The sequence below is a fragment of the Pseudaminobacter soli (ex Li et al. 2025) genome (genome assembly GCF_029892515.1).
GTDB lineage: Bacteria > Pseudomonadota > Alphaproteobacteria > Rhizobiales > Rhizobiaceae > Pseudaminobacter > Pseudaminobacter soli_A.
Window position 1 is genome coordinate 521,237 of record NZ_JARXVF010000003.1, and the last position, 25,614, is coordinate 546,850.

Sequence of the window (25,614 nt, forward strand, 5' to 3'; positions counted from 1 at the left end):
GGCCTTGCGCAATGGTGAGGCGGCATCCTATCTATCGGATGAACCTAATAATCGCTGATTCTGCCGTTGGGCGCCGGAATCCAATCCTTACAAAGGGACTGTTTATGAAGAACCCCGTGGAAACCGCAATGAACCTCGTGCCGATGGTCGTCGAGCAGACCAATCGCGGCGAGCGCGCCTATGACATTTTCTCGCGGCTTCTCAAAGAGCGCATCATCTTCATCACCGGCCCGGTGGAAGACGGCATGGCTACGCTGGTCTGCGCGCAGCTGTTGTTCCTCGAGGCGGAAAATCCGAAGAAGGAGATTTCGCTCTACATCAATTCGCCGGGTGGCGTCGTCACCTCCGGCATGGCGATCTACGACACGATGCAGTTCATCAAGCCGGCGGTTTCGACGCTCTGCATCGGTCAGGCGGCTTCCATGGGCTCGCTGCTGCTCTGCGCCGGTCACAAGGACATGCGCTTTGCAACGCCGAATGCGCGCATCATGGTGCACCAGCCGTCGGGCGGGTTCCAGGGCCAGGCTTCGGACATCGAGCGCCACGCCCAGGACATCATCAAGCTGAAGCGTCGCCTGAACGAGGTCTACGTCAAGCACACCGGCAAGGACTACGAAACGATCGAGCGCACGCTCGACCGCGACCACTTCATGTCGGCCGACGAAGCCCAGGCATTCGGCCTGATCGACAAGGTCATCTCCTCCCGTGAGGTCATCGAGGCGCCCGAGCCCGTTCTGACGAAGTGACGGTTTTTGTGGCCGGTGCTGTGGGTATGACGCATTTTTGACTCAGCTTGCGGCATTTCGGTCACAATTTACTGTTTCCTCGACGGGTACCTCGACCTACGTTAAACCTATGTTGAGCTTCGGCGGCTTAGCTTCCAGCGGGGCGTCGCGAGTGATTTGCTTTCCCTTCCGTGGCAAGATGCATGGAACGGATGCAAGTCCTGGACGTTGGCAGGCGGTTTCCGCCAAGAATAGCTTTGGGGTTCAGCCAGAATATCGGCCGGGCAGCACTGAAAGGACTTGGATAACATGAGCAAGGTCAGCAACGGCGGCGATTCCAAGAACACGCTCTACTGTTCGTTCTGCGGCAAGAGCCAGCACGAAGTACGCAAGCTGATCGCCGGCCCGACGGTTTTCATCTGCGACGAGTGCGTCGAGCTCTGCATGGACATCATCCGTGAGGAGAACAAGACCTCCATGGTGAAATCGCGCGAAGGCGTGCCGACACCGCAGGAGATCCTCAAGGTTCTGGACGATTACGTGATCGGCCAGCCTTACGCGAAGCGTGTTCTGTCGGTGGCCGTCCATAACCACTACAAGCGCCTGGCGCATGCGTCGAAGAACAACGACGTCGAACTGGCGAAGTCGAACATCCTGCTGATCGGCCCCACCGGCTGCGGCAAGACGCTGCTGGCGCAGACGCTCGCCCGCATCATCGACGTGCCGTTCACCATGGCCGACGCAACCACGCTCACCGAAGCGGGCTATGTCGGTGAGGATGTCGAGAACATCATCCTGAAGCTGCTTCAGGCCGCCGACTACAATGTCGAGCGCGCTCAGCGCGGCATCGTCTACATCGACGAAATCGACAAGATTTCGCGCAAGTCCGACAACCCGTCGATCACGCGCGACGTGTCGGGTGAGGGCGTGCAGCAGGCACTGCTGAAGATCATGGAAGGCACGGTCGCTTCCGTGCCGCCGCAGGGCGGCCGCAAGCATCCGCAGCAGGAGTTCCTGCAGGTGGACACGGCCAACATCCTGTTCATCTGCGGTGGGGCTTTCGCGGGCCTCGACAGGATCATCTCCGACCGTGGCCGCAAGACCTCGATCGGTTTCGGCGCGACCGTGGCTTCGCCTGAGGATCGCCGTACCGGTGAGCTCTTCCGCCAGGTCGAGCCGGAAGATCTGCTGAAGTTCGGTCTGATCCCCGAATTCGTCGGCCGTCTGCCGGTTCTGGCGACGCTGGAGGATCTCGACGAGCCTGCGCTGATCCAGATCCTAACCGAGCCGAAGAACGCTCTGGTCAAGCAGTATCAGCGTCTGTTCGAAATGGAGAATGTGGGGCTGACCTTCCACGAGAACGCGCTCTCGGCGATTGCCAAGCGCGCTATCGAGCGCAAGACAGGCGCTCGCGGCCTGCGTTCGATCATGGAAGCGATTCTGCTCGACACCATGTTCGAGCTGCCGGCACTCGAAGGCGTGCAGGAAGTGGTGATCTCCGAGGAAGTGGTGACCGGCAGTGCCCGGCCGCTCTACATCTATTCGGAGCAAAAGGAAAAGAAGGGCAATGTCAGCGCCTGATCGCTGATTTTGATCCTGAACAGTCGAACGGCGCCGCTAAGGCGCCGTTTTCCTGTAATAAGGCCTTGTATCGACAAGGAAAGATTGTCCCAGACCATTCAAAGATCGTGCACGGTTTCGTGCTTTGCCCTTGATCTTTGTTAGCCGTGCATCCACCTAACAGCACTGAAGGCCGTGTCTGCATTCCGTGCTGAAGCCCCGGTGTGAAACGGTGGTAGGCGGAACGGTGCACGGCCGTTAATATGAGATTCGTGGCAGGCCAATGTGCGGCCGCGAAATGAAAGGTTGGAAAATGGCCAAAACAGCAAGGTCTTCCGGCGACGGAGTGTTCGCAGTTCTCCCGCTGCGCGACATCGTTGTGTTTCCGCACATGATCGTGCCGCTCTTCGTGGGGCGCGAGAAGTCCATCAAGGCGCTGGAAGAGGTTATGGGCGCTGAGAAGCAGATCCTGCTCGCGACCCAGAAGAATGCTGCCGACGACGATCCCGAGCCGGATGCCATCTATGAGATCGGCACGCTCGCGAACGTCTTGCAGCTTCTGAAGCTGCCGGATGGCACGGTGAAAGTTTTGGTCGAAGGTGCAACGCGCGCCCAGATCACCAGCTTCACCGATCGCGCGGAATTCCATGAGGCCAATGCCGCCGTGCTCACTGAGCCGGAGGAAGAGGAGATCGAGATCGAGGCGCTGTCCCGCTCGGTCGTGGCCGACTTCGAAAACTACGTGAAGCTCAACAAGAAGATTTCGCCCGAAGTGGTCGGCGCGGCGAGCCAGATCGACGACTATTCCAAGCTCGCCGATACGGTTGCCTCGCATCTGGCGATCAAGATCCCCGAGAAGCAGGAAATGCTTGGCACCCTTTCGGTGCGTGAGCGGCTTGAAAAGGCCATGGGCTTCATGGAAGCAGAGATTTCCGTTCTGCAGGTGGAGAAGCGCATCCGCAGCCGCGTCAAGCGGCAGATGGAGAAGACGCAGCGCGAGTACTACCTCAACGAGCAGATGAAGGCGATCCAGAAGGAGCTCGGCGAGGGCGAGGATGGCCGCGACGAGGCCGCCGAACTCGAAGCACGCGTCAAGAAGACGAAGCTTTCCAAGGAGGCCCGCGAAAAGGCGGAAGCCGAACTGAAGAAGCTGCGTACGATGTCGCCGATGTCGGCCGAGTCCACGGTTGTCCGCAACTACCTCGACTGGCTGCTGTCGATCCCGTGGGGCAAGAGCTCCAAGGTCAAGCATGACCTGAAGCTCGCCCAGGAGGTGCTGGACCACGACCACTACGGCCTCGACAAGGTCAAGGACCGCATCGTCGAGTATCTGGCCGTCCAGAGCCGGCAGAAGAAGCTGAAGGGGCCGATCCTGTGCCTCGTTGGCCCTCCCGGCGTTGGCAAGACCTCGCTCGGCAAGTCGATCGCCAAGGCGACCGGCCGTGAGTTCGTGCGCATGGCGCTCGGCGGCGTGCGTGACGAGGCCGAGATCCGTGGTCACCGGCGTACCTATATCGGCTCGATGCCCGGCAAGGTCATCCAGTCGATGAAGAAGGCCAAGAAGTCCAACCCGCTCTTCCTGCTCGACGAGATCGACAAGATGGGCCAGGACTTCCGCGGTGATCCTTCGTCGGCGCTGCTGGAGGTGCTCGATCCGGAACAGAACGCGTCCTTCATGGACCACTACCTGGAGGTCGAATACGACCTGTCGAGTGTGATGTTCGTGACGACCGCCAATACGCTGAACATCCCTGCGCCCTTGATGGACCGCATGGAGATCATCCGTATCGCCGGTTACACCGAAGACGAGAAGGTCGAGATCGCCAAGCGTCACCTGATGCCGAAGGTGGTTCGCGATCACGCGCTGCAGCCGAAGGAGTTCTCGGTCAGCGAAGACGCCATCCGCGCGGTCATCCAGACCTACACGCGGGAAGCCGGCGTCCGTAGCCTGGAGCGCGAGCTGATGAAGCTCGGGCGCAAGGCCGTAACCGAGATCATCCGGACCAAGAAGAAGTCGATCAAGATCACTTCGGAAAACCTGGCGGATTATCTCGGCGTGCCGCGGTTCCGCTTTGGCCAGGTCGAGGCTGATGATCAGGTCGGTGTCGTCACTGGTCTGGCTTGGACCGAGGTCGGCGGCGAGTTGCTGACGATCGAAGGCGTCATGATGCCCGGCAAGGGCAGGATGACCGTCACCGGCAACCTGCGTGACGTGATGAAGGAGTCGATCTCTGCGGCTGCCTCCTATGTCCGCAGCCGGGCCATCGATTTCGGCATCGAGCCGCCGCTGTTCGACAAGCGCGACATCCACGTGCACGTGCCGGAAGGTGCGACGCCCAAGGATGGACCGTCTGCCGGCACGGCAATGGCAACGGCAATCGTCTCGGTTCTGACCGGCATTCCGGTACGGGCCGATGTGGCGATGACCGGCGAGATCACGCTGCGCGGCAGGGTTCTGCCGATCGGTGGCCTTAAGGAGAAGCTGCTTGCAGCTCTTCGCGGCGGCATCAAGAAGGTGCTGATCCCGGAAGAAAACGCCAAGGATCTGGCGGAGATTCCGGACAATGTGAAGAGTGGCATGGAGATCATTCCGGTCAGCCGGGTCGGCGAAGTGCTGCGTCATGCGCTGGTGCGGATGCCCGAGCCGATCGAGTGGGTCGAACCCGTGGAAACCCCGGCTTCCAAGGCGGAAGCGGTGGACGAGGCGGGCAAGTCACTCGCTCACTGAGCGCCGCAAGCTCCAATTGTGGCAAGAATGTAGAAAGCCGGGCCAAGCGCCCGGCTTTTTCGTTGAAAAACCGCGGAAAACCAAGGGATTTCCGCGTTTCTGACTTGGTTGAAACGCAGGTTCTTTCTAAAGTCCGAACCCTGCCGGTTGAGTCTATTGTCCCGGTTTTCTCATGGAAGGAAATTTTTATGAACAAGAACGAATTGGTGTCTGCTGTCGCCGAAGCTGCAAAGCTGTCCAAGGCCGACGCGCAGTCCGCCGTTGAAGCGGTGTTCTCCGTCATCACCGGCGAATTGAAGACGGGCGGCGACGTTCGTCTCGTCGGCTTCGGAAATTTCTCCGTGTCCAAACGGGCTGCTTCGACCGGTCGTAACCCGCAGACCGGCGCGGAAGTGCAGATTCCTGCCCGCACGGTGCCGAAGTTCACCGCCGGCAAGGGCCTCAAGGACGCCGTCAACTAAGTTGACGACGACCGACGTTGACCGAAAGGCCGGGCCACGCGCCCGGCTTTTCTTTTTGGTCGTCTCGTCTTTGCGGCGTGAACGGACTGCCGGATCGAAGTTTGACGATCACCAGCCATAGCCGCGCGGGCAATGTGCGACATAGCGGTTGCCGTAGCGGTCACGGAAATAGCAGCGGCCTCGCTCACTTGCACGGCCAATAAGAGCGCCGGCCGTTGCACCGATGGCTCCGCCTACCAGGGCGCCGCCGACGTCGTTCGAAACGGCTCCTCCAATGGCAGCACCCGTTGCGCCACCGATGACAGCTCCGCGCTCCGTCGGGGTGCAGCCGGCCAAAGCTGCCACTGCTGCAACTGCAATCAAACTATTACGCATAACTATGCTCCCTCTGTGCGATCAATTTGCGATCAACAGTTTGGGAGGGGATTTGTTCCCCTTTTGCCTGGCAGGTACTGGGAAGTGTACGTTTAAAGCTTGGGAAATTGGCCGAAAGAACAAGGCTTTCAGCCGATAGGCGCTTCGCCATCACGTATGGCGAAGCCACCGAGGCGAAAGTTGAGGACCGGGATGCTGCTCGTCTCGCCTCAGACCGTGAGGCCGGCGAGGTTCATCACGAAGCGGAAGGCGAGCGCTACCAGCCCCAGGCTCACCACGCTGGCCGCCCAGATCAGGATCAGCCAGCCGACCCGTTTCGGCCAGCTGGGCAGGGGAGACTGCGCGGCCATCAGTGGTAGCCTTCACCGACCTTCACCTTGCCGCGGAAGACGTAATAGGACCACGCGGTGTAGGCGAGGATGATGGGGATGATGAACAGCGCGCCCACCAGCGCAAAACCCATGCTTTGCGGCGGAGCGGCTGCTGCGCGGATCGAGATGTCCGGCGGGATGATGTTCGGCCACAGGCTGATGCCGAGACCGCTATAGCCCAGGAACAGCAGGAACAGCGCCAGCACGAACGGTCCTCCATGCGGCTCGCCCTGTAGGCTGCGCAGGATCAGCCAGGCGCAGACCAGCACCAGCACCGGCACCGGCGAGAACAGGATGATGTTGGGGAAGCTGAACCAGCGCTCGGCGATTGCCGGATGTGCGAAGGGCGTCCACAGGCTGACGATGCCGATGACCACCAGCAACAGCAGCGTGATCGGCTTGGCCAGCGTCACCATCCGCGCATGCAGCGCGCCTTCGGTCTTGATGATCAGCCAGGTGCTGCCGAGCAGCGAGTAGGCGACGAGCAGCCCGAGGCCGGTGAACAGGCTGAATGGCGTGATCCAGTCGAGCGCACCGCCGGCATAGGCGCCGTTCTCGACCGCAAAGCCGTTGAGGAAGGCTCCCAGCGACACGCCCTGGAAGAAGGTGGCGATATAGGAGCCCCAGGTAAAGGCCTGGTCCCAGAACGCCCGGTGGTGCGGGTCGGCCTTGAAGCGGAATTCGAAGGCGACGCCACGCCAGATCAGGCCCAGCAGCATCAGCACCAGAGGCAGGTAGAGGGCACTGAGGATGATCGAATAGGCGAGCGGGAAGGCGGCCATGAGCGCTGCCCCACCCAGCACCAGCCAGGTTTCGTTGCCGTCCCACACGGGCGCCACCGTGTTGACCATCACGTCGCGATCCTCGCGGTTGCGCACGAAGGGGAACAGGATACCGATGCCGAGATCGAAGCCATCCATGACGACATACATCATGAGACCGAAGGCGATGATGACGGCCCAGACTACGGGAAGATCGATGCCCATGGTGTCAGCCTTTCGTGTGGCGGTTGGTCGACGTGAACAGTTCCATCTGGTCCGGAGCGGCCGAAAGCGGGCGTGACGGCCGGCCTGCGACGTGTTCGTCCTCGGTCGGCTCGTGCTCGTGGTCTTCCGGGCCTTTGGCGACCAGCTTCAGCATGTAACGGGTGCCCACACCGAAGACGATGAAATAGACCACGATGAACGCGGCGAGCGTGCTGCTCATGGCGAGCGCCGAATGGTTCGAGACGGCATCCTTGGTGCGCATCACGCCATAGACGACCCAGGGCTGGCGCCCGATCTCGGTCGTGAACCAGCCCGCGAGAAGAGCTATCAGGCCCGTAGGCCCCATCAGCGTGGCAAAGCGCAGGAATGACCTGGACTGGAACAAGTGGCCCTTCCAGCGCAACCACAGAGCCCAGAGGCCGAGCAGCAGCATCAACACGCCGAGGCCCACCATGACGCGGAAGCTCCAGAACACCACGGTCGAGTTCGGCCGGTCTTCAGGCGCGAATTCCTTGAGGCCGGGGAACTGGCCGCCCCATGTGTGGGTCAGGATGATGCTGCCCAGGCGCGGCACCTGCAGCGCATAGAGCGTCTCTTCCTTTTTCATGTCAGGCCAGCCGAACAGGGTGAGCGGCACTGGTTCGCCCGGCTTGTTCTCCCAGTGGCCTTCCACCGCGGCAATCTTGGCGGGCTGGTATTTTAGCGTGTTGAGGCCATGCAGGTCGCCGATGAAGATCTGCACCGGCGCCGAAAACAGCAGCATCCACATGGCCATGGAAAGCATGGTGCGCACGCGGGCGTTGTCGTTGCCGCGCAGGACGTGCCAGGCGCCGGCGGCGCCGACGAAAAGCGCAGTCGCCAGATAGGCCGCAACGGTCATATGGGCGAGGCGGTAGGGGAAGGAGGGGTTGAACACGACCTCCAGCCAGTTCACCGGCACCACCACCCCGTTGACGATGTCGAATCCCTGCGGGGTCTGCATCCAGCTGTTGGAGGCCAGGATCCAGGTGGCCGATATCAGCGTGCCCGCCGCCACCATGATCGTGGAGAAGAAGTGCAGGCCGGGCCCGACCCTGTTCCATCCGAACAGCATCACACCAAGGAAGCCGGCCTCGAGGAAGAAGGCGGTCAGCACCTCATAAGCGAGCAGCGGGCCTGTGATGCTGCCGGCGAAGGAGGAGAAATAACTCCAGTTGGTGCCGAACTGGTAAGCCATGACCAGGCCCGAGACGACACCCATGGCGAAATTGACCGCAAAAATCTTCGACCAGAAATGGTAGAGGTCGCGATAGACGGTATCGCGCTTCCACAGCCAAAGCCCTTCCAGCACGACGAGATAGCTCGCCATGCCGATGGTGATCGCCGGGAAGATGATGTGGAAGGAGACGGTGAAGCCAAACTGAATGCGGGCCAGTTCAAGCGCTGTCAGGCCGAACATCGATTCTCTCCTAAATGCACAGCCGCAGATTGCGGCTTGCCGCCGGGTAACGAACGCAATTCCGCCTTCGGCGATCCCGATCAGCATCAAATATGTGCATCTTGATCCCCGATGCGGGGAAAGTCGACGCGCGCGGCGCTGGACATTTTGACCCACAGATCGGGCTCAGCCGCTGATTCCAAGGCCGGAGAGCCGACCGTGCGGCGGTACGACGCTGGCTTGTGCCTGTGGGCTTCGGGAGGGCGTGCCGCCGGAGAGGCAAATATCAACGGCCGAGAGCGGCCGAAGCTGCTCGACGGAAGGATCTGATCTTTTTTGAGAATCCGGCACTAGGCCTTTGAAAATAATGGCGCGAGTGACGGGGCTCGAACCCGCGACCTCCGGCGTGACAGGCCGGCACTCTAACCGACTGAGCTACACCCGCGCTTCTGACGTGGGGCAGTTCGTCCCGCGTCGATGGGCGTGGAATTACGGTGTTCGGGCGGGAGTGTCAACACGCGCTTCCACAGCCTGAGCCCTAATAAACGCAATTCAGCCTTCTGCGATCCCGATCAGCATCGAATATGTGCATCTCGATCCCCGATACGGAGAAAGTCGACGCGCGCGGCGCCGGATATTGTGACCCACCGATCGTCCCTGGGCCGCTGATTCCAAGGCATGAGATTCGCTCTTGCAGCGGTACGACGCTGGCTTAAACCGATGGGCGCGGGCAGGGACTGAGTTGGGCTTGGGAGAGAAGTTTTGCGTGCCAGCGGAGAGGCAAATATCGATGGCTTAGAGCGGTCGAAGCCGTTCGACGGAAAGATCTGATTTTAAGAGGATCAGGCCTTAAGCCTTTGAAAAGAATGGCGCGAGTGACGGGGCTCGAACCCGCGACCTCCGGCGTGACAGGCCGGCACTCTAACCGACTGAGCTACACCCGCGCTTCTGACGTGGGCCAGTTCGTCCCGCGTCGATGGGCGTGGAATTACGGTGTTCGGGTGGGAGTGTCAACAGCCGATCGCAGCAAAAAAACATTCGCCGAGTGTTTTTTTGTGAGACGGCTATGAGACGGCGGCAATCGGGGAACATCTCGTCATGACGACGAATTTTCCTTGCGGTTCGGAAGCGAACCGCTTAAACGTCCCGCTCGTCTGGGGGCGATTAGCTCAGTTGGTAGAGCGCTTCGTTTACACCGAAGATGTCGGGAGTTCGAGTCTCTCATCGCCCACCATTTTTTCTAAGAATTTCATACACGTGCAAGGTCGCTTCGGCGGCCTTTATTTTTTTGCCACCGCGAAATCCCGCCGCCGAAATGGATGGGTTCCGTAGCGCTCAATCGGCGCGGCGGCAGTTCCTGAAATGAAGGTGCAGGCGAGGGCGCCGTGGCGATTCACACCACGATTGGTTCCACTGCGTCGGGACGAGCGGCGGCTAGATTCGGCGCAATTATTGCTCGCCCCTCACTTGGCTGCTTTGACCGGAAGCATGTCCGGCTCGTTCAGCCGGATCGCATCGGCCAGATCGTTGACCGTCCTGAGATAGTGCTCGCGCAGTAGTTCGACGGCCTTGTCGGCATCGCGGGCAAGCGTCGCCTGGGCCAGCGCACTATGTTCGGCCGGCACGTCGCGCCCGGCCGGTAGCGTGGCAGCCAAAAGAATCGGAATGCGATAGCGCTCGGTCGCGACATAGAGGCGTTCGACGAATTCCAGCGTCCAGGGCGAGTTGCAGGCGGCCAGCAAGGCGCGGTGGAAGGCGTGGTGCCGCGCCTCGAGTTCCCAGATGTCCGCTTCGGGGCCGGTGCGGCCGGCCTGGAGGTTGAGGGCGTAAAGGGCAGAGACGATGCCCGCCTCCCAGGAATCATCGCCAAGCTGGATCGAAGCCCGCAGCGCCTCGGTCTCGATCAGGATGCGCAGCGATGTGGCATCGTGCAGCTCGTCCAGCGAAAGCGGCGCCACGCGGAAGCCACGCAGCGACTCGGCGGTGACCATCCGTTCCGCTTGCAGGCGGTTCAAGGCTTCGCGGAGCGGCGAAAAACCCATGTCGTAGCGTTCGCTGAGATCGGCAAGTCGCAGCGGGCGGCCCGGCGCGAGCTCGCCCCGGATGATGTCGTGACGCAAAGAGTCATAGGCTTTTTCGGCAAGAGTCATGCGGCTTTCCTCTGCTCCTGGAATTATCCCATAGCCCGGCTTGTCGGCAAATCCAAAAATTTTCGAAAATCATTCCCGCTGCGACGGGAGCAGCGGGGCGGGAGGGCCGCATGAGCATTATCGCGAGGATGTCGCCGGGCGCGCCCTTGGAAGCGGAATTATCGAACGAACGATAATATTCGAAAATCCTGATTGACAACGACCCGGAAAGCAGGAAACTTAACTCCCAAGTAAAGAAAATCACTTGCCTCAGGGGAAGTGTCAAGGGAGGAGGGTCGCGATGCTGCAAGAGCGCATCGAAGGGCGGTGGCTTGATTGCTTCCGCCGCGTCTTCAGGCTGAACGGAATCGGCCAGGGCACCAAGGTCGCCATCCTGTCGGAGACGCAATCGCGGCCGGTGCTGGTGCATCTGTCGGACCTGGCGCTGCACGATCTCGGCGCTGAATATTGCATGATCCAGATGCCGACGCCGCGCCAGACCGCGCCCGTGCCGGTGAAGTCGACCGGCACCTCATGGGCTATCCAGCATAACCGCGCCGTGATCGAAGCGCTGAAGCGCGTCGAAGTCATCGTCGACTGCACGGTCGAGGGGCTGATCCACGCGCCCGAATGGCCGGAGATCGAGGAGGCGGGCAATACGCGCCTTCTGGTGGTTTGCAACGAGCATCCGGAAATCCTCGAGCGCACCGAACCGACGGCCGAACTCGGCCCGAAGATTGCGCTCGGCGTCCAGATGCTGCGCGAGGCGAGCGAAATGCGCGTCACCTCCGCTGCCGGCACCGATCTCATCATCGACCTGCGCGGCGCGCCCTGCGGCGGCACGCCCGGTTTTGGCACCCAGCCCGGCGCGGTGGCGCACTGGCCGGGCGGGCTGTGCCTCGCTTTCCCCGGGCAGAACAGCGTGAACGGCCGCATCGTCATGGATGTCGGCGACATGAACCTGACGTTCAAGTCCACGCTCACCAGCCGCATCGACTTCACTGTCGAGAATGATTTCGTCACCGCCATCAAGGGCGACGGCATCGATGCCATCCATTTCCGCGAATACATGGAAGCCTGGGACGACCGCAACACCTACGGCATGAGCCATGTCGGCTGGGGCATGCACCCCCGCGCTCGGTGGGTGTCGGCCGCGATGTACGACAAGCGCGACATGCAGGCGGTCGAGTTCCGCGCGCTGGCGGGCTCCTTCCTGTGGTCCACGGGTGCTAACCAATATGCCGGGCGCTACACGCTCGGCCATTTCGACCTGCCGATGCGCAACTGCACCATCGCGCTGGACAATAAGATCGTCGTCAAGAACGGCGTCCTGCAAGGGGAGCTGGCGCTCTGACGCCTTCGGAGAAATAAGCATGAGCGAAATTGCCGATTACTACGACCTGTCCCGCATCCGCCCGGAGGTCCAGAACGTCCTCAACCGGGTCAACGAACTGGGTCGCGAGCGGTTTGCCGGCCGCGCCAAGGCCGTCGACGACGATGCCTCCTTCCCGGTCGACAACTACAAGGACCTCGCGGACGAGGGCTTCCTGGGCCTCTGCATCCCCGAGGAGTTCGGCGGCTGGGGCTTTTCGATGGGCGAATACGCCATGGTCGGCGCCGAGATCGGCAAATATTGCGGCGCCACCGCGCTGACCTTCAACATGCACAACTCATCCATGGCCTGGTCGCGCTTCATGTTCGACATGCCGAACCTGACGCCGGAGGAGAAGGCCACCTTTGCCCCGCTGCGCGAGCGCCAGTTCCGCCGCGCCGTCGCCAAGAAGGCGATCTTCTCGCAGCCGATATCCGAAGGAGGCCAGAACTGGACCTCCAAGCCCAACCAGACCCAGTGCCGCAAGGTCGAGGGCGGCTGGAAGATCAACGGTTTTAAGAAGTTCGCTTCGCTGGCGGGCTACTGCGACTACTACACCATCGTCTGTACCGAGGTGTTCGAAGGCCAGGAGCCGCGCCACGAGGACACGATGCTGTTTGTCGTCCACAAGGACGCGCCGGGCCTCAGCGTGAAGGGCGAGTGGGATCCGCTCGGCATGCGCGGCACCAACAGCCGCGACCTGATCCTGAAGGATGTTTTCGTCAGCGCCGACGACCTTCTGATGCCGCGCGGCATTTTCAACAAGACGCTGCCCAACTGGCCGCACATGATGATCACACTCTCGCCGACCTATATGGGCGTGGCGCAGGGCGCCTATGACTTCATGGTCGATTACCTCAGGGGCAAGATCCCCGGCCAGCCGCCGATCGACCGCCGCATGTACGCCACCAAGCGCATCGCGGTCGGCAAGATGTATGCGCGTCTCGCCAACATGCGCGCGCTCTGGTGGCAGGCGTTCGGCGAGGCCAAGGGTTTCCCCACCAAGGCAGAGGTGCTGCGCATGTATGCCGCGCAGTACAATGTCATGGAAGGTGCGGCCGAGATGACCTCGATGGCGATCCGCACCTGCGGCGGCCAGTCGATGCTGCGCTCGCTGCCGCTGGAGCGCATGTACCGCGACAGCCGCTGCGGCGCGCTGATGCTGCCCTTCACCTCGGAGATCATGGAGGACTATCTCGGCGTGCTCGCCCTCTACGAGATGGACGAGCTCGACCACGCGCCCGGCGACGAGGGCGGCGCCCGCAACTCGCTGTGGCGGGGCGACACCGGCAGCGGCGCTCGCGCGGTTCGGTAACCTCCATGCCGCGCGACCAAATCCAGGTCATCGGTCATTGCCCGGCCTCTCCCGAGGCGGTCTGGGCAATTGCCGGCGATTTTTGCGGGCACTGGCACCCGGGCATCGCCACCATTCGCGCCGAGCGCGATGCGCGTGGAGCGTTGATCCGCGCCTTCACCACCCATGGTGAAGACACGCTTTACCGCGAGCAGCTCACCTGGTTCAGCGACAGCGACCGGTCGCTTGGCTACACTCATCTAGAAGGGATTGCAGGCGTCGAGAGCTACGACGCCCGAATGACCGTCTCCGCTGCCGAGGACGGTGGCAGCGTCATTGATTGGATTGCCACCGTGGAGGCGCCGGACGCGGTGCGAGCGGCGGCAGTCTGCGCGGGTACAAAACCGATCTTCGAGGCGGGCATCGCGGCGCTTGCGGAGCGTGCGCAACGAGGTATCGCGGCATTCGAGGACAGAATGCCCACGCCGGTGGCGACGGAGGATTTCAGCTTCGGCGAGCTGCCGAGGCTGGCTCTTTCAGTGACGCCGGCGAAGGAAGGCCCGCTCTGCTTGTTCCTGCACGGCATTGGCGGGGCGCGCTGGAACTGGCTGCCGCAAGTAGCTGCCGCCGGCAATGTGATGCGTGCCGCCGCGCTCGACCTGCGAGGATATGGCGACAGCACCCTAGGGCTGCAGCAATCCACAATCGATGACTATTGCGCCGACATATTAAGCATCCGCGAGGAGCTCGGCGCAGACCGGCTGGTTCTGGTGGGCCTGTCTTACGGATCCTGGATCGCCACCTCGTTTGCCATGCGGCATCCCGAGCTGCTGGCGGGGCTGGTGCTGTCCGGCGGCTGCACCGGCATGTCCGAGGCGGGACCAGAAGAGCGCGAAGCCTTCCGCGTCAGCCGCCAGGTGCCGCTCGATGCGGGCCAGACACCGGCAGATTTTGCGCCGGCGGTGGTGAAGGTACTGGCGGGGCCGAATGCCTCGGACGAGGTGAAGGCGCAGCTCTTTGACTCGATGGCCGCGATCCCGGCACAAACCTATCGCGATGCTTTGGTGTGCTTCACCAACCCGCCGGAGAAGTTCGACTTTTCGCGCCTGACCATGCCCGTGCTGATGATGACCGGCGAACATGATCGGCTGGCCTCGCCGGCCGAAATCCGGGGCGTCGCGGGTCGCATTTTGGCCCAGGCGCCGATGGCCGACATTCGCTACGAGACCATCGCGGACGCGGGCCATCTCTGCAATGTCGAGCAGCCCGAAGCCTATAGCCGCGTCCTTCTCGACTTCCTGGGAAAGCTTCCGAAATGACCGCTCTTCCGCGCCGCCAGCAAAACCGAATTGACCGCGAGCGGCGTATTCTGGAGGCTGCGCTGAAGGTCTTTTCCGAGACCGGCTATTCCGGCGCGACGATGGATGCCGTCGCCATCGAGGCGGGCCTGTCGAAGCCGACGCTCTACCAGTATTTCGCCTCCAAGGACGCGCTCTTCTCGGGCATGATGCTGGGCGAGCGCGACCAGATGCTGGAATTCTTCCTGCATCCTTCCGGCAAGGGCATCGTGGCCGACCTCCACGGCTTTGCCTGGGACTATGCCGACACGGTGATGCGCCCCGATCTTTTGTCGCTTGCGCGCCTGATCATCGGCGAGGTGCAACGTTTCCCCGAGATCGGCCGCGCCTATCAGGAGTCCGGTCCCGACCGCCTTCTGCGCGGGATCATGGACTATTTGGAAGGTCGCAGGGCCGCGGTGCAGCTTGCCTTCGAGGACGCGGAGCTTGCCGCGCAGGACCTTTGGGGCCTGATCCTTTCGGCACCGCGAACCCAGGCCCTTTACATGCCTGACCACCTCCCAAGCCGCGCGGAGGTGGCGCGATATCTGAACAACGGTTTGCGGGTTTTCCTAAAGGCCTATTCGACCCGGCCGGCGGAAGACCTCGCCGCATTAGAGGCGCTCATAAACGCCCATTCCCTTCAGCAGGTGGAACATGACGATTGAAGACTTCCTGGCCGACCCGGCCAGCCGATTTGCCACGGTCGCGATGACCGACACCAACGGGCTGCTGCGCGGCCAGATGGTTTCAGCCGGCAGCCTGAAGGGGATCGCGAAAAGCGGCATGGGCATGTCGCCGGTGACGCTGGCGCTCGACCCCACCGACGTGGTGCAGGTGATCCCCGGCGTCTCCGACGGAACCTCGGATTTCCATGACGACCCGCTGGTCATCGACCCTGCCACCGTTCGTCGCCTGCCTTGGTCGAAGCCCGGGCACGACCTCTTGGTGCTTTCCAACTATTCCGGCGGCACGGCCGAACTCTGCCCGCGCTCCATGCTCAAGCGCGTGCTCGACCGCGTGGCCAAGGCTGGATACCTCCCGCGTTACGGCATGGAACTCGAATACACGCTGTTTGACGAGACGCCGGAGAGCGCGCGCGCCAAGGGCTATCGCAACCTCAAGACCGCGACCCAGCACAACAGCCACGACCTGGTGCTCTACCAGGTCGAGCAGACCGAATGGTACGAAGCGGTCGCCGCAATGTGCGTGCCGCTGCGCATCGACCTTGCCAAGATGCATGAGGAGATCGGCGGCGGCTTCCTCGAAGCCTGCATCGCGGCCGGGGAGGGACTGGAGCCTGCCGACCAGCTGGTGCTCCTGAAAAACTTCCTGCGCGCGCTGGCGCAGAGGCAGGGCAAGTGCGTCACCTTCATGCCGCGCTGGACCGAAGCGGCAGACAGCCAGTCGATCCACGTCCATGTCTCGCTGAAGGACCGCGAGGGCAGGTCGGTCTTCCACGATCCGTCGCAGAAGAATGGCGTGTCGCAGACCTTCCGCCACTTCATCGGTGGCCTGCAGACCTATGTCGGCGAACTGACGCTTCTCTTTCAGCCGACGGTCAATTCCTACCGTCGCTTTGCGCCGGGCACTTTTGCGCCTCCCGGCCTGACCTGGGGTTTCGAGAACCGCACGACCTGCTTCCGCATCGTGGGCCATGACGCCGGCTCGCTGCGCGTCGAGAACCGGCTGCCGGGCGCCGACACTAACCCGTATCTGACGGTCGCCGCCACGGTGGCGGCAGGCATTGCCGGCATTCTCGAGCAGATCGAGCCCGAGCCGGAGACCATCGGCAACGGATACACGCAAGAAGCGCCGCGGGATTTCGCACGCTCCATGCCCGAAGCGATCGACCGGCTGCGTCAGTCGGAGTTCGCCAAAGACTGGTTCGGACCGCGCTTCGTCGAGGCCTTCACCTCGACCCGCGAAAGCCAGCACAACGAATTTCGCCGCAAGGTTCCCGACGTGGAACTGGAACGCTTCTTCGATCTGGGGTGAACCATGATGGACGCAGACCTGCGTGCACTCTTTGTGGAGGGCATGAGCCGCGCCGCCACCTTCGTTGCGGTCGCCACGACCGATGGCGAGGGCGGCCGCTACGGGGTGACGATCAGCTCGCTCACCTCGGTTTCGGCCGATGGTGACCAGCCCTCGCTTCTGGCCTGCATCCACCATCTCAGCCCGGCAGCACCGGCCATCCTGAAGAACCGGGCGTTCTGCGCCAACCTTCTGCAGGAGGATCAGCAAGACGTATCGGACCTTTTTGCCGGCCGTATCGGGGCTGGCGAGCACGGAGCCCGTTTCGACCAGGCGGCATGGGTGCCCAGCCCGCTGGGCCAGCCGATGATCGACGGGGCGACGGCGGTGTTCGAGTGCCGCGTGGCCACGTCGCTTTTGTGGGAGACCCATCACATCATCGTCGGATGTGTCACGTCGGTCCGGCTTTCCGAAAGTCCTGCGGCGCTGCTTTACGGCCAGCGCGCCTATCGCCGGGCGGTCCAACTGCCCGCTGGCAACTGAGGAGACCGGATCACAAAGCCTGATCACCGGCAGTCGGCGGCAAGACCGGCGCCAAATATTCAAAGAGAGAGGAACGAAAACTATGACAGATATAGCGGGAGTAGGAGCGGGGGTAGGTACAAACCAGCTCCGCAAGAATTCGCTCGGCCTGATCGCCGTGACATTCATGGTGATCTCGGCCGCAGCGCCACTGACGGGCGTGGCGGGCGCGATGCCGCTGGCCTTCATGCTGGGTAATGGGGCGGGTATTCCGGCCACCTTCATTTTCGTGACCCTCGTCATGCTGGCCTTTGCGGTCGGCTACGTGGCGATGTCGCGGCACGTCACCAATGCGGGCGCGTTCTACGCCTATGCCGCGCGCGGCCTGGGCGGCCGCACGGCCGGCGCGGTGGCCGTGGTGGCGCTGGTCGCCTACAACGCCATGCAGTTCGGCCTGATCGGCCTTTTCGGCGGCATTGCGTCCGGCGTCTTTGCTGATTTTGGCCTGACGCTGCCCTGGTGGGCATGGAGCTTGATGGCCATCGCCCTGGTCGGCTTCCTCGGCTACCGGCAGGTGGACCTATCGGCCAAGGTGCTCGTCTTCGTGGTGGCGCTGGAATATGTGGTCGTGCTGATCGTCGACTTCGCCATTCTCGGCAAGGGCGGGGCCAGCGGCCTGTCGTTCAATCTCTTCGACACGAACGCCATCTTCTCGGGCTCGCTGACGGCGGCAATTCTCTTCTGCCTGGGCTGCTTCATCGGCTTCGAGGCGACGACCATCTATGCCGAAGAGGCGCGTGAGCCGGAAAAGACCATTCCGCGCGCCACCTATCTCTCGGTGCTGATGATCGGCATCTTCTTCGTCTTCACCACCTGGCTGATGATCGTGGGCGTGGGCGCCGACAAGCTGGTGCCGACGATTCAGGGCTTGCCCGACCCGTCGAACTTCTTCTTCGACCTCGCCGGCGAGTATGTCGGCGGCCCGGTGCCGGCGATCGCGGGCATCCTTCTGGTGTCCAGCCTGTTCGCGGCTCTTTCGGCCTTTCACAATTACATCGCGCGCTACAGCTATGTTGCCGGCCGCGAAGGGCTGCTGCCCGCCGCCTTCGGCCGCACGCATGACGCGCACCAAAGCCCGCATATCGGCTCCGTGGTCCAGACCATCGGCGCGCTCATCGTTCTCGCCTTCTTCGCTGGGCTCGGCCTCGATCCGGTGCTGAACATGTTCACCTGGATCAGCCAGGTCGGCACGCTGGGCGTGCTCGGCATGATGACCGTCACCTCGGTTTCGGTGATCGTCTTCTTCCGCCGGAACGGGATTGCGGGTTCCCCGCTGCCGACGCTGATCCTGCCCCTGGTTTCAGGAGTGATCATGGCGGCGCTGTTTGTTTACATCTTCCTGCACTTCGGCGATCTGACCGGCACCACCGGCGGCGCGCTCGGCATCGTCCTGCCCGCATTGATCCCGGCTGCGGCCGTGGTCGGCTATCTGCTGGCACGGCGGCTGGAAAGGACAAACCCGGCGCGCTTCGCTCGCATGGGCCATAACCACATCTGATCTGCTGCACTATTGCCAAAACCCGGCGTGGAATTTTCCGCGCCGGGTTTTTTAGTGCCCGCCGCCTCCACCGGCCGCCGCTTCGGGCGGCTTGCGGATGACCATGGTGAAGAGCGCCAGGGAAGCAAACAGCATGGTCAGCAGATAGAAGACGTCCATGAAAGACATCAGGGCTGCCTGCTGGTGGACCATGCCGGAAAGCTTGGAAAGCGCGGCCCTGGGTGCATCGAGGCCGCCATGCGCCTCGAAATTCAGAGTCATGTTGCGGAGCTTGGCGTTCGCCTCCGCGCTGCCCCACTGCACATGCTCGGCGAGGCGCGCATAGTGAAAATCGTTCCGGTGGGTCAGCACGGTGTTGATGATGGCGAGCCCCACCGCGCCGCCGAGATTGCGCGTCAGGTTGAACAGGCCGGACGCATTCTTCAACCGTTCCGGCGGCAGCGTGCCCAGTGCGATGTTGTTGATCGGCACCATGCAGAGCATCATCGACGTGCCGCGCAGGATTTGCGGCAGGAACAGCTCCCAGAAATCCCAGTCGGCCGTCAGGTGCGTCATCCGCCAGGTGCCGGCGGCAAAACCCAGGAAGCCGATCATCATCATGAGGCGTGGGTCCATCTTGCGCGACAGGATGCCGGAGATGGGTGCGGTGGCGAACATCGCAAGACCCGAGACGAACAGCGCCTCGCCGATCATCATGGAATCGTAGCCGCGGATGCGGCCGAGATAGATCGGATAGAGATAGGTGAGGCCGTAAAGGCCGATGCCGATGACGAAGGAGAACAGCGAGCCGAAAGCGAAGTTGACGTTGCTGAAGGCTTTCAGGTCGACGATCGGCTCCTCCGCGGTGAAAGCGCGCCAGAAGAACGTCACGGCGCCGACCACCATCACGATCGTGAAGATGAATACGGTCTGGTCCTGCAGCCAGTCGTTGGTCGGGCCTTCCTCCAGCACATATTCGAGCGAGCCGAGGAAGGCCGCCATGCCGGCCAGTCCCCACCAGTCGAACTTCTTCATCAGGGAATGATCCGGCTTGTCGAAGTCGATCAGTGCCCAGGCTGCGGTCGCGACCAGAATGCCCGGCACGACATTGATCAGGAACAGCCAGTGCCAAGACATGGCGTGGCTGATGTAGCCGCCGACGGTCGGTCCGATGGTGGGCGCGAGCGTTGCCACCAGGCCGATCATCGGTGACACGACCGCGCGGCGGGAGGGCGGAAAGATGGTGAAGGCAGCGGCGAAGACGCTGGGGATCATGCCGCCTCCGATAAAACCCTGGATCGCCCGGTAGACGATCATCTGGTCGATATTGGTGGCGGTGGCCGCCAAAGCGCTGGCGGCGGTGAAGCCGGCCGCGGCGGCGGTGAACAGGACCCGCGTCGACAGCATGCGCGACAGGAAACCCGACAGCGGGATCATGATGACCTCAGCGATCAGGTAGGAGGTCTGCACCCAGGGAATTTCGTCGGCGCTGGCGCTCAGGCCCGCCTGGATTTCGGTCAGCGAGGCCGAGACGATCTGGATGTCGAGGATGGCCATGAACATACCGAACACCATCGCCAGGAAGGCGATGATGCGCCGCGCCTCAATGTGGTCCGAAGGCATCGCCCCGGCGGATGGAATGGTCGCGTCAGCGCTCGACATGATAACGACCTCCCGGCCCGCTCTAGAGTGCCGGGCCGGTGCGGCTGTCCACGTCCACGATGACGCTCAGGCCGGCGCGCAGCTTGCCGCTCTGGAGCACATCGGCCGGCACGTCGATGCGCACCGGCACGCGCTGGACCACCTTCGTGAAGTTGCCGGTGGCGTTTTCCGGCGGCAGCAGCGAGAACACCGCGCCCGAGGCCGGCGCGAGCGAGGAAACGGTGCCCTCGAACTCCTGCGTGCCCATGGCGTCGACCTTAACTTTTACCTTCTGGCCGGGCAGCAGCCGGGCAAGCTGCGTCTCCTTGAAGTTGGCCACGATGTGAAGCTTGTCCATCGGCACGACCACGGCAAGCTTCTGGCCCGGGTTGACGAGGTCGCCCTGTTCGATGGACCGGTTGCCGACCACGCCGTCATAGGGCGCGCGCAGGACGGTGAAGGAGAGGTCGCGCGCAGCCTTGTCCTTGGCAAGATTCAACGAAGCCAGCGTGCTGGCCGTCTCCGCCTTCTGGGCCTCCAGCACGCCAATATTGGCTTGCGCCGCCGCGATCTGCGCATCGGCGCCGGCAACGGCCGCGTTGGCCTGAACGGCAGCGCTATGGGCATCGTCCAGCTGGGCCTGCGTCGAGACATTGGTCTTGAGCAGCAGGGCGATGCGTTCCTCGGTGCGGGCGGAGTTCGTGGCTGCGGCTTTGGCCGCGCCCTTCTGCGCCTCGGCCTGCAGGAGTGCTGCCCGTGCGGCCGTGGTCTGGGCGTCGATGCGGTCGAGCGTCTTGGCCAAGGTAGCGATCTGTGCCTCAGCCTGGCTAAGCGCGATCCTGTAGTCGCCGTCGTCCACGACGAAGAGCGGGTCCCCCGCCTTTACATGCTGGTTGTCGGCGACCTTCACCTCGGCGAGGTAGCCGGAAATCTTGGGCGAAACGAACGCCATGTCGGCCTGGACATAGGCGTCGTCGGTGGAGATCATGAAACGGCCGTCGGCCCAGTAGTCATAGCCGTACCAGGCACCGGTGCCGAGCAGGGCAGCTGCGATGATCGGCAGCAGGAACGAGCGCAGCGAGCGCTTGCGCTTTGCGGGGGCGGGCGCAACGCCGGGGTCGGCCGGGCGAGGGGCCTCTATCGTCGGCGCCGTCTTGGCATGCGGGAACGGATGCACTTCGGCTTCGGTCGGCGCGGACGAAGAAGACATGGGGTATCTCTTGTGATTAAACTGAACCGTTCGGTTTGGCGTTGACTTAACGTGACGGTGGGCTCATATCAAGAGCCAATCGAACCGATTGGTTCGAAATATTTTGAGGTTGGGAATGACTGAGCTAGCGACCGGATCGGCAGCCAAGCGCGACAAGCGAAGCCGTCCTGCCGCCGGTCATGATCCCGCAAAACGCCAGCAGATCATCGAAGGCGCACGCCGTGTCTTCATGAACATGGGTTTCGACGCCGCCTCCATGAACGACATCACCCGCGAGGCGGGCGTGTCCAAAGGCACGATCTATGTCTACTTCGCCAGCAAGGAAGAGCTCTTCGAGGCGCTGATCGAGCAGGAGCGCTGCGCCATCTTCAAGAATCTCTATGAGACGCTTGGACAAGCCGACGACTTGCGCGCCACGTTGGAAAATTTTGGCATTGGACTGTCGATCAAGATCACGTCGGCGCAGGTTGTTCTGGCGCAGCGCATCGTGATCGGCGCGTCGGAGAGAATTCCCGAGCTGGGCAGACGCTTTTATGAGCGCGGCCCAAAATTCGGGCATGATCGCGTCGTGGCTTTCCTCAACACGGTGATCGAGCGTGGCCTCCTGGAAATCCCGGATATCCACCTTGCCGCCTACCAGTTCACCGACCTTTGCCTGGCCGGGCTTTTCAGGCAGTGCATGTTCGCCTTCCGCACCGAAACCCCGACGCCCGCCGAGATCGAATATATCGTGAAGGCTGGGGTGGACGTATTTTTGAAAGCCTACGGCACCGAGAAGCTGGCGGCGCAGGAACGCGAGCGGGGCAGGGGCGGCTGAGGCCGCGGCGGTTACGGCTGACGTCCTTTGATCAGCGGCAGACCCGAAATAGGGGAAATGCGCTCCGGGACCGTCTAGGCGTCGCCATGCAAACGGCGCTGATGGCAGAAGCTGAGCCAACTGAGCGGGATGGTGGCCAGGTAGGCCACTGTGAATGCGATCAGCACCTGTCGCGGATAGAGGAATATGCCGATCATTGCGGCGCCTGCCATGGCCAGAAGCATGGTTCGTGCCGCCCGGGAGGCTGCGAGCCCGGTCGTCTTTCCCGAAAAGGTAGGGACCGTCGAAACCATCAAAAGGGCAACGAGCAAAGTGTACGCCGTCACCCATTGGATCGAAGCCTCCGACGGGGCAGCGATGGAAACAGGCAGCAGGACGGCAAGGGCGGCGCTCGGTGTCGGAAGTCCGGTGAAATAGGCCTTTCGCCACGGCGCACCGGGATTGCCCGACTCGACATTGAAGCGCGCAAGGCGAGTTGCCGAGGCGATGACGAAGACCGTCAGGCAAATGCTGAGCAGCGCGGACATGTCGTCCTCGGCCCAGAAGAACAGCAGCACGACTGGGGCCACGCCAAAGCTCAGGAAATCGGCAAGGCTGTCGAATTCCGCACCAAAGCGGGAGCTGACTGAGAATTTCCGGGCGATGCGCCCGTCAAGTCCGTCGAGCAGGGCAGAGATGACAATGGCGCTGAGCGCGAGATCGAACTGCTGGTCGACGGAAAAGCGGATGGAAATCAGGCCTGCACAGAGCGCAAGGGCCGTGATCAGATTGGGCAGGAAGCGGATGATGCCCGCTCCGCTCTGCCCAATGTCGCCCACTTTGTTCATCTCGTCCTCCCTTGCGTGGGTGGGGTGCCAACCGGTCAACCTGCCGAGGCCCCGGCTGCTCAACGTATCGTTCAGTCTCCGGCCTTGGTGACTGCAGCGGACGCCGGTAAACCGCTGCCGCGCCGCTGGGTGAAGGGGTCGGTGTCATGCCAGGCGGGCTGGGTACTGAAGAGGCCGAATATGTCGTCCGACGCGAATTGCGGCTTGATCGAGAGGTTGCTCAGAAGCGAGCCGTCATAGATCTGGGCGATATCCGGAGCGGCGTATCCCATCAGTTCCAGCAGGGTGGGTGCGATGGCGAAATGCGATCCATGGCCCGGAAAGCGCCGCGACACGTCGGTGAACCGCCTTTTCAGGCCATCGTCGTCGGTTGCCACCATTAACGGAACGATGCCTTCCTGGGCATCGACATTGGTGAGCGAGCTGCAATGCGTCAGGTGGCCCGGACTGAAATTCTGTCCGTGATCGGATGTGTAGATGACCGTCATGCCGTCCCAGGGTGCTTCCCGGGTCAGTTGCGCCATGGTCCTGTCCGTCGACCATTGCACGGCCTCGGCATAGGACTGCAGGGTCGCCTCATCGTTCGCAACAATGCCGTCATTGACCGGCGTCTGCTCCTTGTTGCCGGGCGCATCATTTACGTAGGGAAAGTGGGAGCCGTTCTTGTTGGCATAAATGAACACGCGATCGCCTCGGGCAAGCTCGTCCAGCGTGATCCGCATGAGTTCGTCGTCGAGTTGGTAGGTCGGGATGCTCGGCTCCAGCTTGTAGAGCTTGTCGATCCAGGCGGTCTCCGCCGGCGTCATGTAGTTTTGCAGCCTGCCGTAGACTTTGATGAATCCTGCCTGCGCGTCGATGAAGACGGTGCGGAAGCCCGCAGCCTTCGCATATTGCCAGACGGTCGGGCTGGTAATGACGCTCCGGACGAGATGGCGCCGCTGCGCCATGAACCGCAGTATGGCGTTCGATATGTGGGAGCAGTTGGCGCCTCGGCCGCCCATTCGGGCGTGTGAGGATTGCCGGGTTCGAGGCTGATGAAATCTGACCGCACGCTTTCGTCGACCATCATCACCAAGGCCCGGACCAGCGGTTTGCCCGGCTTGAGATGAACGTCGTTGCGGCTTTCGAATGAGCCGGCTTCAAGTTTGTAGGCAGCCAATGTGGCCAGCGAAAGCGGCGAGAATTGCTTGGGCATGGCATAGGAACCCTTGCCCTCCCGATAGAGAACCACCAGCGCAATCAACACGATGGGCAGCAGCGGCAAGAAGCCGGAAGCAAGCCGAACGCGTTGGTTCGGACGGTAGGAAATGCCCGACGGCATGACGATTGCGGCGATGCTGACGCAAAAGACAGCTATGGAAGGGGCTATCGCGTTTGAGTAAAACTCGAGAGCTCGCCCCGCTTCGTGGCGTGAGGTCCAAAAATTCAGCACGTCGAAGATGAAGAACTCGGCTCCCTGGACCTGGTAATAGCCGAAGGCCGCAGTTCCAGCCACGCTGAGCGGTATGGCCCACGCCAAGCGTACTGGAAAGGATGGATGGAAGGCTGCAGCGAACACAGCTGCGAGCGCGCACAGCCAGATCGCGCTGAAGACCACCGTCGTCACCACTCGCTGCTCTTCGATAATCAGCTGGAGACGTGCTCCAAAACCCTGGTTCGTGACAATCAGGACAAAAAGCAAAAGCGCGAGCTTCACGGCCAACAACGAAATGCGTTTCATGCCTGCCTCCCCCTGGCGGTGCGCCGAAGCCCTGGGCCGGCGCCGGAAGTCGATCGCAATCCCGATCGAGCTGTGCTGAAAGTCTATCGCCGGCTAAGAAATTTCCCAAAGGAACCGAAAGGTAGGCGTGGCTACAGCAAATGGGGCTATCGCCATGCACCCAAAGGGGAAGATCAGTTCCGTATGGATGCGGAAATGGCATTGGCGGTTTTGAGACCTCTGTGGCCAGCGCGCCTCAAAAAACTGAAAAGGCACCACAGCTGCGGTCGGGCGTTATCCGGTTGAGATCGGATGAGGACCGGAGTTGTGTCATGACTGCGCAAAAGGAAAAATATTGGTCTGCCGAGGTGACAGCGCACAGCAATGCGCTCGACCTCGAGCCAGGCGTTTTCGAACTGGATGACCCGCGGGAGATCGCCCAATCGCTGAAGCGTTCCGCCGAGAGCAGCACCCACCGCAAGGCGGGGCCGTTCCAGTCGGCCATGTCGATGTTGAATTTCTACATCAACCGGGCAGGTCGGAACCTGTCGCCGGAGCGAAAAATGGTGCTCGAAGCGGCCAAGGACGAATTGCGAAAGGTGTTTGGCAAGGAGCCGATGTGACCGCCG

General features: G+C 62.2%; 22 protein-coding genes and 3 tRNA genes. 14 read left to right on the top strand and 11 right to left on the bottom strand.

Annotation, left to right across the window (positions count from 1 at the left end; translation table 11 throughout):
- The first annotated feature begins 104 nt into the window (after window positions 1–104).
- From clpP to hupB, 4 genes are all read left to right on the top strand, one after another.
- Entirely contained in the window at window positions 105–746 is a 642-nt protein-coding gene (clpP, locus tag M2281_RS16925; RefSeq protein WP_280822341.1) for an ATP-dependent Clp endopeptidase proteolytic subunit ClpP, read from the top strand.
- 288 nt (window positions 747–1,034) lie between these two features.
- Window positions 1,035–2,306: an ATP-dependent Clp protease ATP-binding subunit ClpX gene (gene clpX, locus M2281_RS16930; protein WP_280822342.1), complete on the top strand. Its 1,272-nt coding sequence runs from the start codon at window positions 1,035–1,037 to the stop codon at window positions 2,304–2,306.
- 292 nt (window positions 2,307–2,598) lie between these two features.
- Entirely contained in the window at window positions 2,599–5,013 is a 2,415-nt protein-coding gene (gene lon, locus M2281_RS16935; RefSeq protein ID WP_280822343.1) for an endopeptidase La, read from the top strand.
- 188 nt (window positions 5,014–5,201) lie between these two features.
- Window positions 5,202–5,474 carry a DNA-binding protein HupB gene (hupB, locus tag M2281_RS16940; protein ID WP_280822344.1) on the top strand — a complete coding sequence of 91 codons (273 nt, stop codon included), beginning with the start codon at window positions 5,202–5,204 and terminating at the stop codon, window positions 5,472–5,474.
- A gap of 108 nt (window positions 5,475–5,582) precedes the next feature.
- Here the strand turns inward: hupB and M2281_RS16945 are convergent, their stop codons facing one another.
- From M2281_RS16945 to M2281_RS16970, 6 genes are all read right to left on the bottom strand, one after another.
- Window positions 5,583–5,849, bottom strand: a complete 267-nt coding sequence (locus tag M2281_RS16945) for a glycine zipper domain-containing protein (RefSeq protein ID WP_280822345.1) — start codon at window positions 5,847–5,849, stop codon at window positions 5,583–5,585.
- A 209-nt stretch (window positions 5,850–6,058) separates the two neighbouring features.
- The gene (locus M2281_RS16950; protein ID WP_280822346.1) at window positions 6,059–6,199 is read right to left on the bottom strand and encodes a DUF2474 domain-containing protein; all 141 of its coding nucleotides are present in this window, start codon (window positions 6,197–6,199) and stop codon (window positions 6,059–6,061) included.
- Window positions 6,199–7,206 (bottom strand): cytochrome d ubiquinol oxidase subunit II, encoded by a 1,008-nt coding sequence (gene cydB, locus M2281_RS16955; protein WP_280822347.1) that lies wholly within the window; start codon window positions 7,204–7,206, stop codon window positions 6,199–6,201. Before cydB ends, M2281_RS16950 begins: the two co-directional genes overlap by 1 nt.
- 4 nt (window positions 7,207–7,210) lie before the next feature.
- Window positions 7,211–8,644 carry a cytochrome ubiquinol oxidase subunit I gene (locus M2281_RS16960; protein WP_280822348.1) on the bottom strand — a complete coding sequence of 478 codons (1,434 nt, stop codon included), beginning with the start codon at window positions 8,642–8,644 and terminating at the stop codon, window positions 7,211–7,213.
- A gap of 347 nt (window positions 8,645–8,991) precedes the next feature.
- Window positions 8,992–9,068: transfer RNA gene (locus M2281_RS16965), tRNA-Asp, on the bottom strand.
- A gap of 422 nt (window positions 9,069–9,490) precedes the next feature.
- Window positions 9,491–9,567 (bottom strand) — tRNA-Asp (locus M2281_RS16970).
- 214 nt (window positions 9,568–9,781) lie between these two features.
- On the opposite strand from M2281_RS16970, the gene M2281_RS16975 reads away from it, so the two are divergent.
- Window positions 9,782–9,857, top strand: a tRNA-Val gene (locus tag M2281_RS16975).
- Between the two features lie 229 nt (window positions 9,858–10,086).
- On the opposite strand, the gene M2281_RS16980 is transcribed toward M2281_RS16975, so the two are convergent.
- On the bottom strand, window positions 10,087–10,773 hold the full coding sequence (locus M2281_RS16980) for an FCD domain-containing protein (protein ID WP_280822349.1): 687 nt from the start codon (window positions 10,771–10,773) through the stop codon (window positions 10,087–10,089).
- 280 nt (window positions 10,774–11,053) lie between these two features.
- Here M2281_RS16980 and M2281_RS16985 point away from each other — a divergent pair, with 280 nt between their 5' ends.
- The 7 genes from M2281_RS16985 (at window position 11,054) to M2281_RS17015 (ending at window position 18,812) form a co-directional block, all read left to right on the top strand.
- Window positions 11,054–12,106: a peptidase M29 gene (locus tag M2281_RS16985; protein ID WP_280822350.1), complete on the top strand. Its 1,053-nt coding sequence runs from the start codon at window positions 11,054–11,056 to the stop codon at window positions 12,104–12,106.
- Between the two features lie 19 nt (window positions 12,107–12,125).
- Window positions 12,126–13,439, top strand: a complete 1,314-nt coding sequence (locus M2281_RS16990) for an acyl-CoA dehydrogenase family protein (RefSeq protein WP_280822351.1) — start codon at window positions 12,126–12,128, stop codon at window positions 13,437–13,439.
- Window positions 13,440–13,444: 5 nt separating this feature from the next.
- The gene (locus tag M2281_RS16995; RefSeq protein ID WP_280822352.1) at window positions 13,445–14,737 is read left to right on the top strand and encodes an alpha/beta fold hydrolase; all 1,293 of its coding nucleotides are present in this window, start codon (window positions 13,445–13,447) and stop codon (window positions 14,735–14,737) included.
- On the top strand, window positions 14,734–15,423 hold the full coding sequence (locus M2281_RS17000; protein ID WP_280822353.1) for a TetR/AcrR family transcriptional regulator: 690 nt from the start codon (window positions 14,734–14,736) through the stop codon (window positions 15,421–15,423). Before M2281_RS16995 ends, M2281_RS17000 begins: the two co-directional genes overlap by 4 nt.
- A complete protein-coding gene (locus tag M2281_RS17005; RefSeq protein WP_280822354.1) occupies window positions 15,413–16,753 on the top strand; it encodes a glutamine synthetase family protein in 1,341 nt (446 codons plus the stop codon). Before M2281_RS17000 ends, M2281_RS17005 begins: the two co-directional genes overlap by 11 nt.
- Before the next feature lie 3 nt (window positions 16,754–16,756).
- Window positions 16,757–17,275: a flavin reductase family protein gene (locus M2281_RS17010; protein ID WP_280822355.1), complete on the top strand. Its 519-nt coding sequence runs from the start codon at window positions 16,757–16,759 to the stop codon at window positions 17,273–17,275.
- Between the two features lie 82 nt (window positions 17,276–17,357).
- A complete protein-coding gene (locus tag M2281_RS17015) occupies window positions 17,358–18,812 on the top strand; it encodes an APC family permease (protein WP_280822356.1) in 1,455 nt (484 codons plus the stop codon).
- A 51-nt stretch (window positions 18,813–18,863) separates the two neighbouring features.
- Here the strand turns inward: M2281_RS17015 and M2281_RS17020 are convergent, their stop codons facing one another.
- Both M2281_RS17020 and M2281_RS17025 read right to left on the bottom strand, forming a co-directional pair.
- Window positions 18,864–20,453, bottom strand: coding sequence for a DHA2 family efflux MFS transporter permease subunit (locus M2281_RS17020; RefSeq protein WP_280822357.1), 1,590 nt, complete (start codon window positions 20,451–20,453; stop codon window positions 18,864–18,866).
- Window positions 20,454–20,475: 22 nt separating this feature from the next.
- Window positions 20,476–21,642, bottom strand: coding sequence for an HlyD family secretion protein (locus M2281_RS17025; RefSeq protein WP_280822358.1), 1,167 nt, complete (start codon window positions 21,640–21,642; stop codon window positions 20,476–20,478).
- Window positions 21,643–21,757: 115 nt separating this feature from the next.
- Here M2281_RS17025 and M2281_RS17030 point away from each other — a divergent pair, with 115 nt between their 5' ends.
- A complete protein-coding gene (locus M2281_RS17030) occupies window positions 21,758–22,459 on the top strand; it encodes a TetR/AcrR family transcriptional regulator (RefSeq protein ID WP_280822359.1) in 702 nt (233 codons plus the stop codon).
- 74 nt (window positions 22,460–22,533) lie between these two features.
- Here M2281_RS17030 and pssA read toward each other — a convergent pair whose 3' ends face one another.
- Together pssA and M2281_RS17040 are read right to left on the bottom strand one after the other, a co-directional pair.
- A complete protein-coding gene (gene pssA, locus M2281_RS17035; protein ID WP_280822360.1) occupies window positions 22,534–23,286 on the bottom strand; it encodes a CDP-diacylglycerol--serine O-phosphatidyltransferase in 753 nt (250 codons plus the stop codon).
- Between the two features lie 71 nt (window positions 23,287–23,357).
- A complete protein-coding gene (locus M2281_RS17040; RefSeq protein ID WP_342394262.1) occupies window positions 23,358–24,287 on the bottom strand; it encodes a sulfatase-like hydrolase/transferase in 930 nt (309 codons plus the stop codon).
- A gap of 1,030 nt (window positions 24,288–25,317) precedes the next feature.
- Here M2281_RS17040 and M2281_RS17045 point away from each other — a divergent pair.
- Entirely contained in the window at window positions 25,318–25,608 is a 291-nt protein-coding gene (locus M2281_RS17045; RefSeq protein WP_280822361.1) for a DUF3175 domain-containing protein, read from the top strand.
- Window positions 25,609–25,614: the final 6 nt, after the last annotated feature.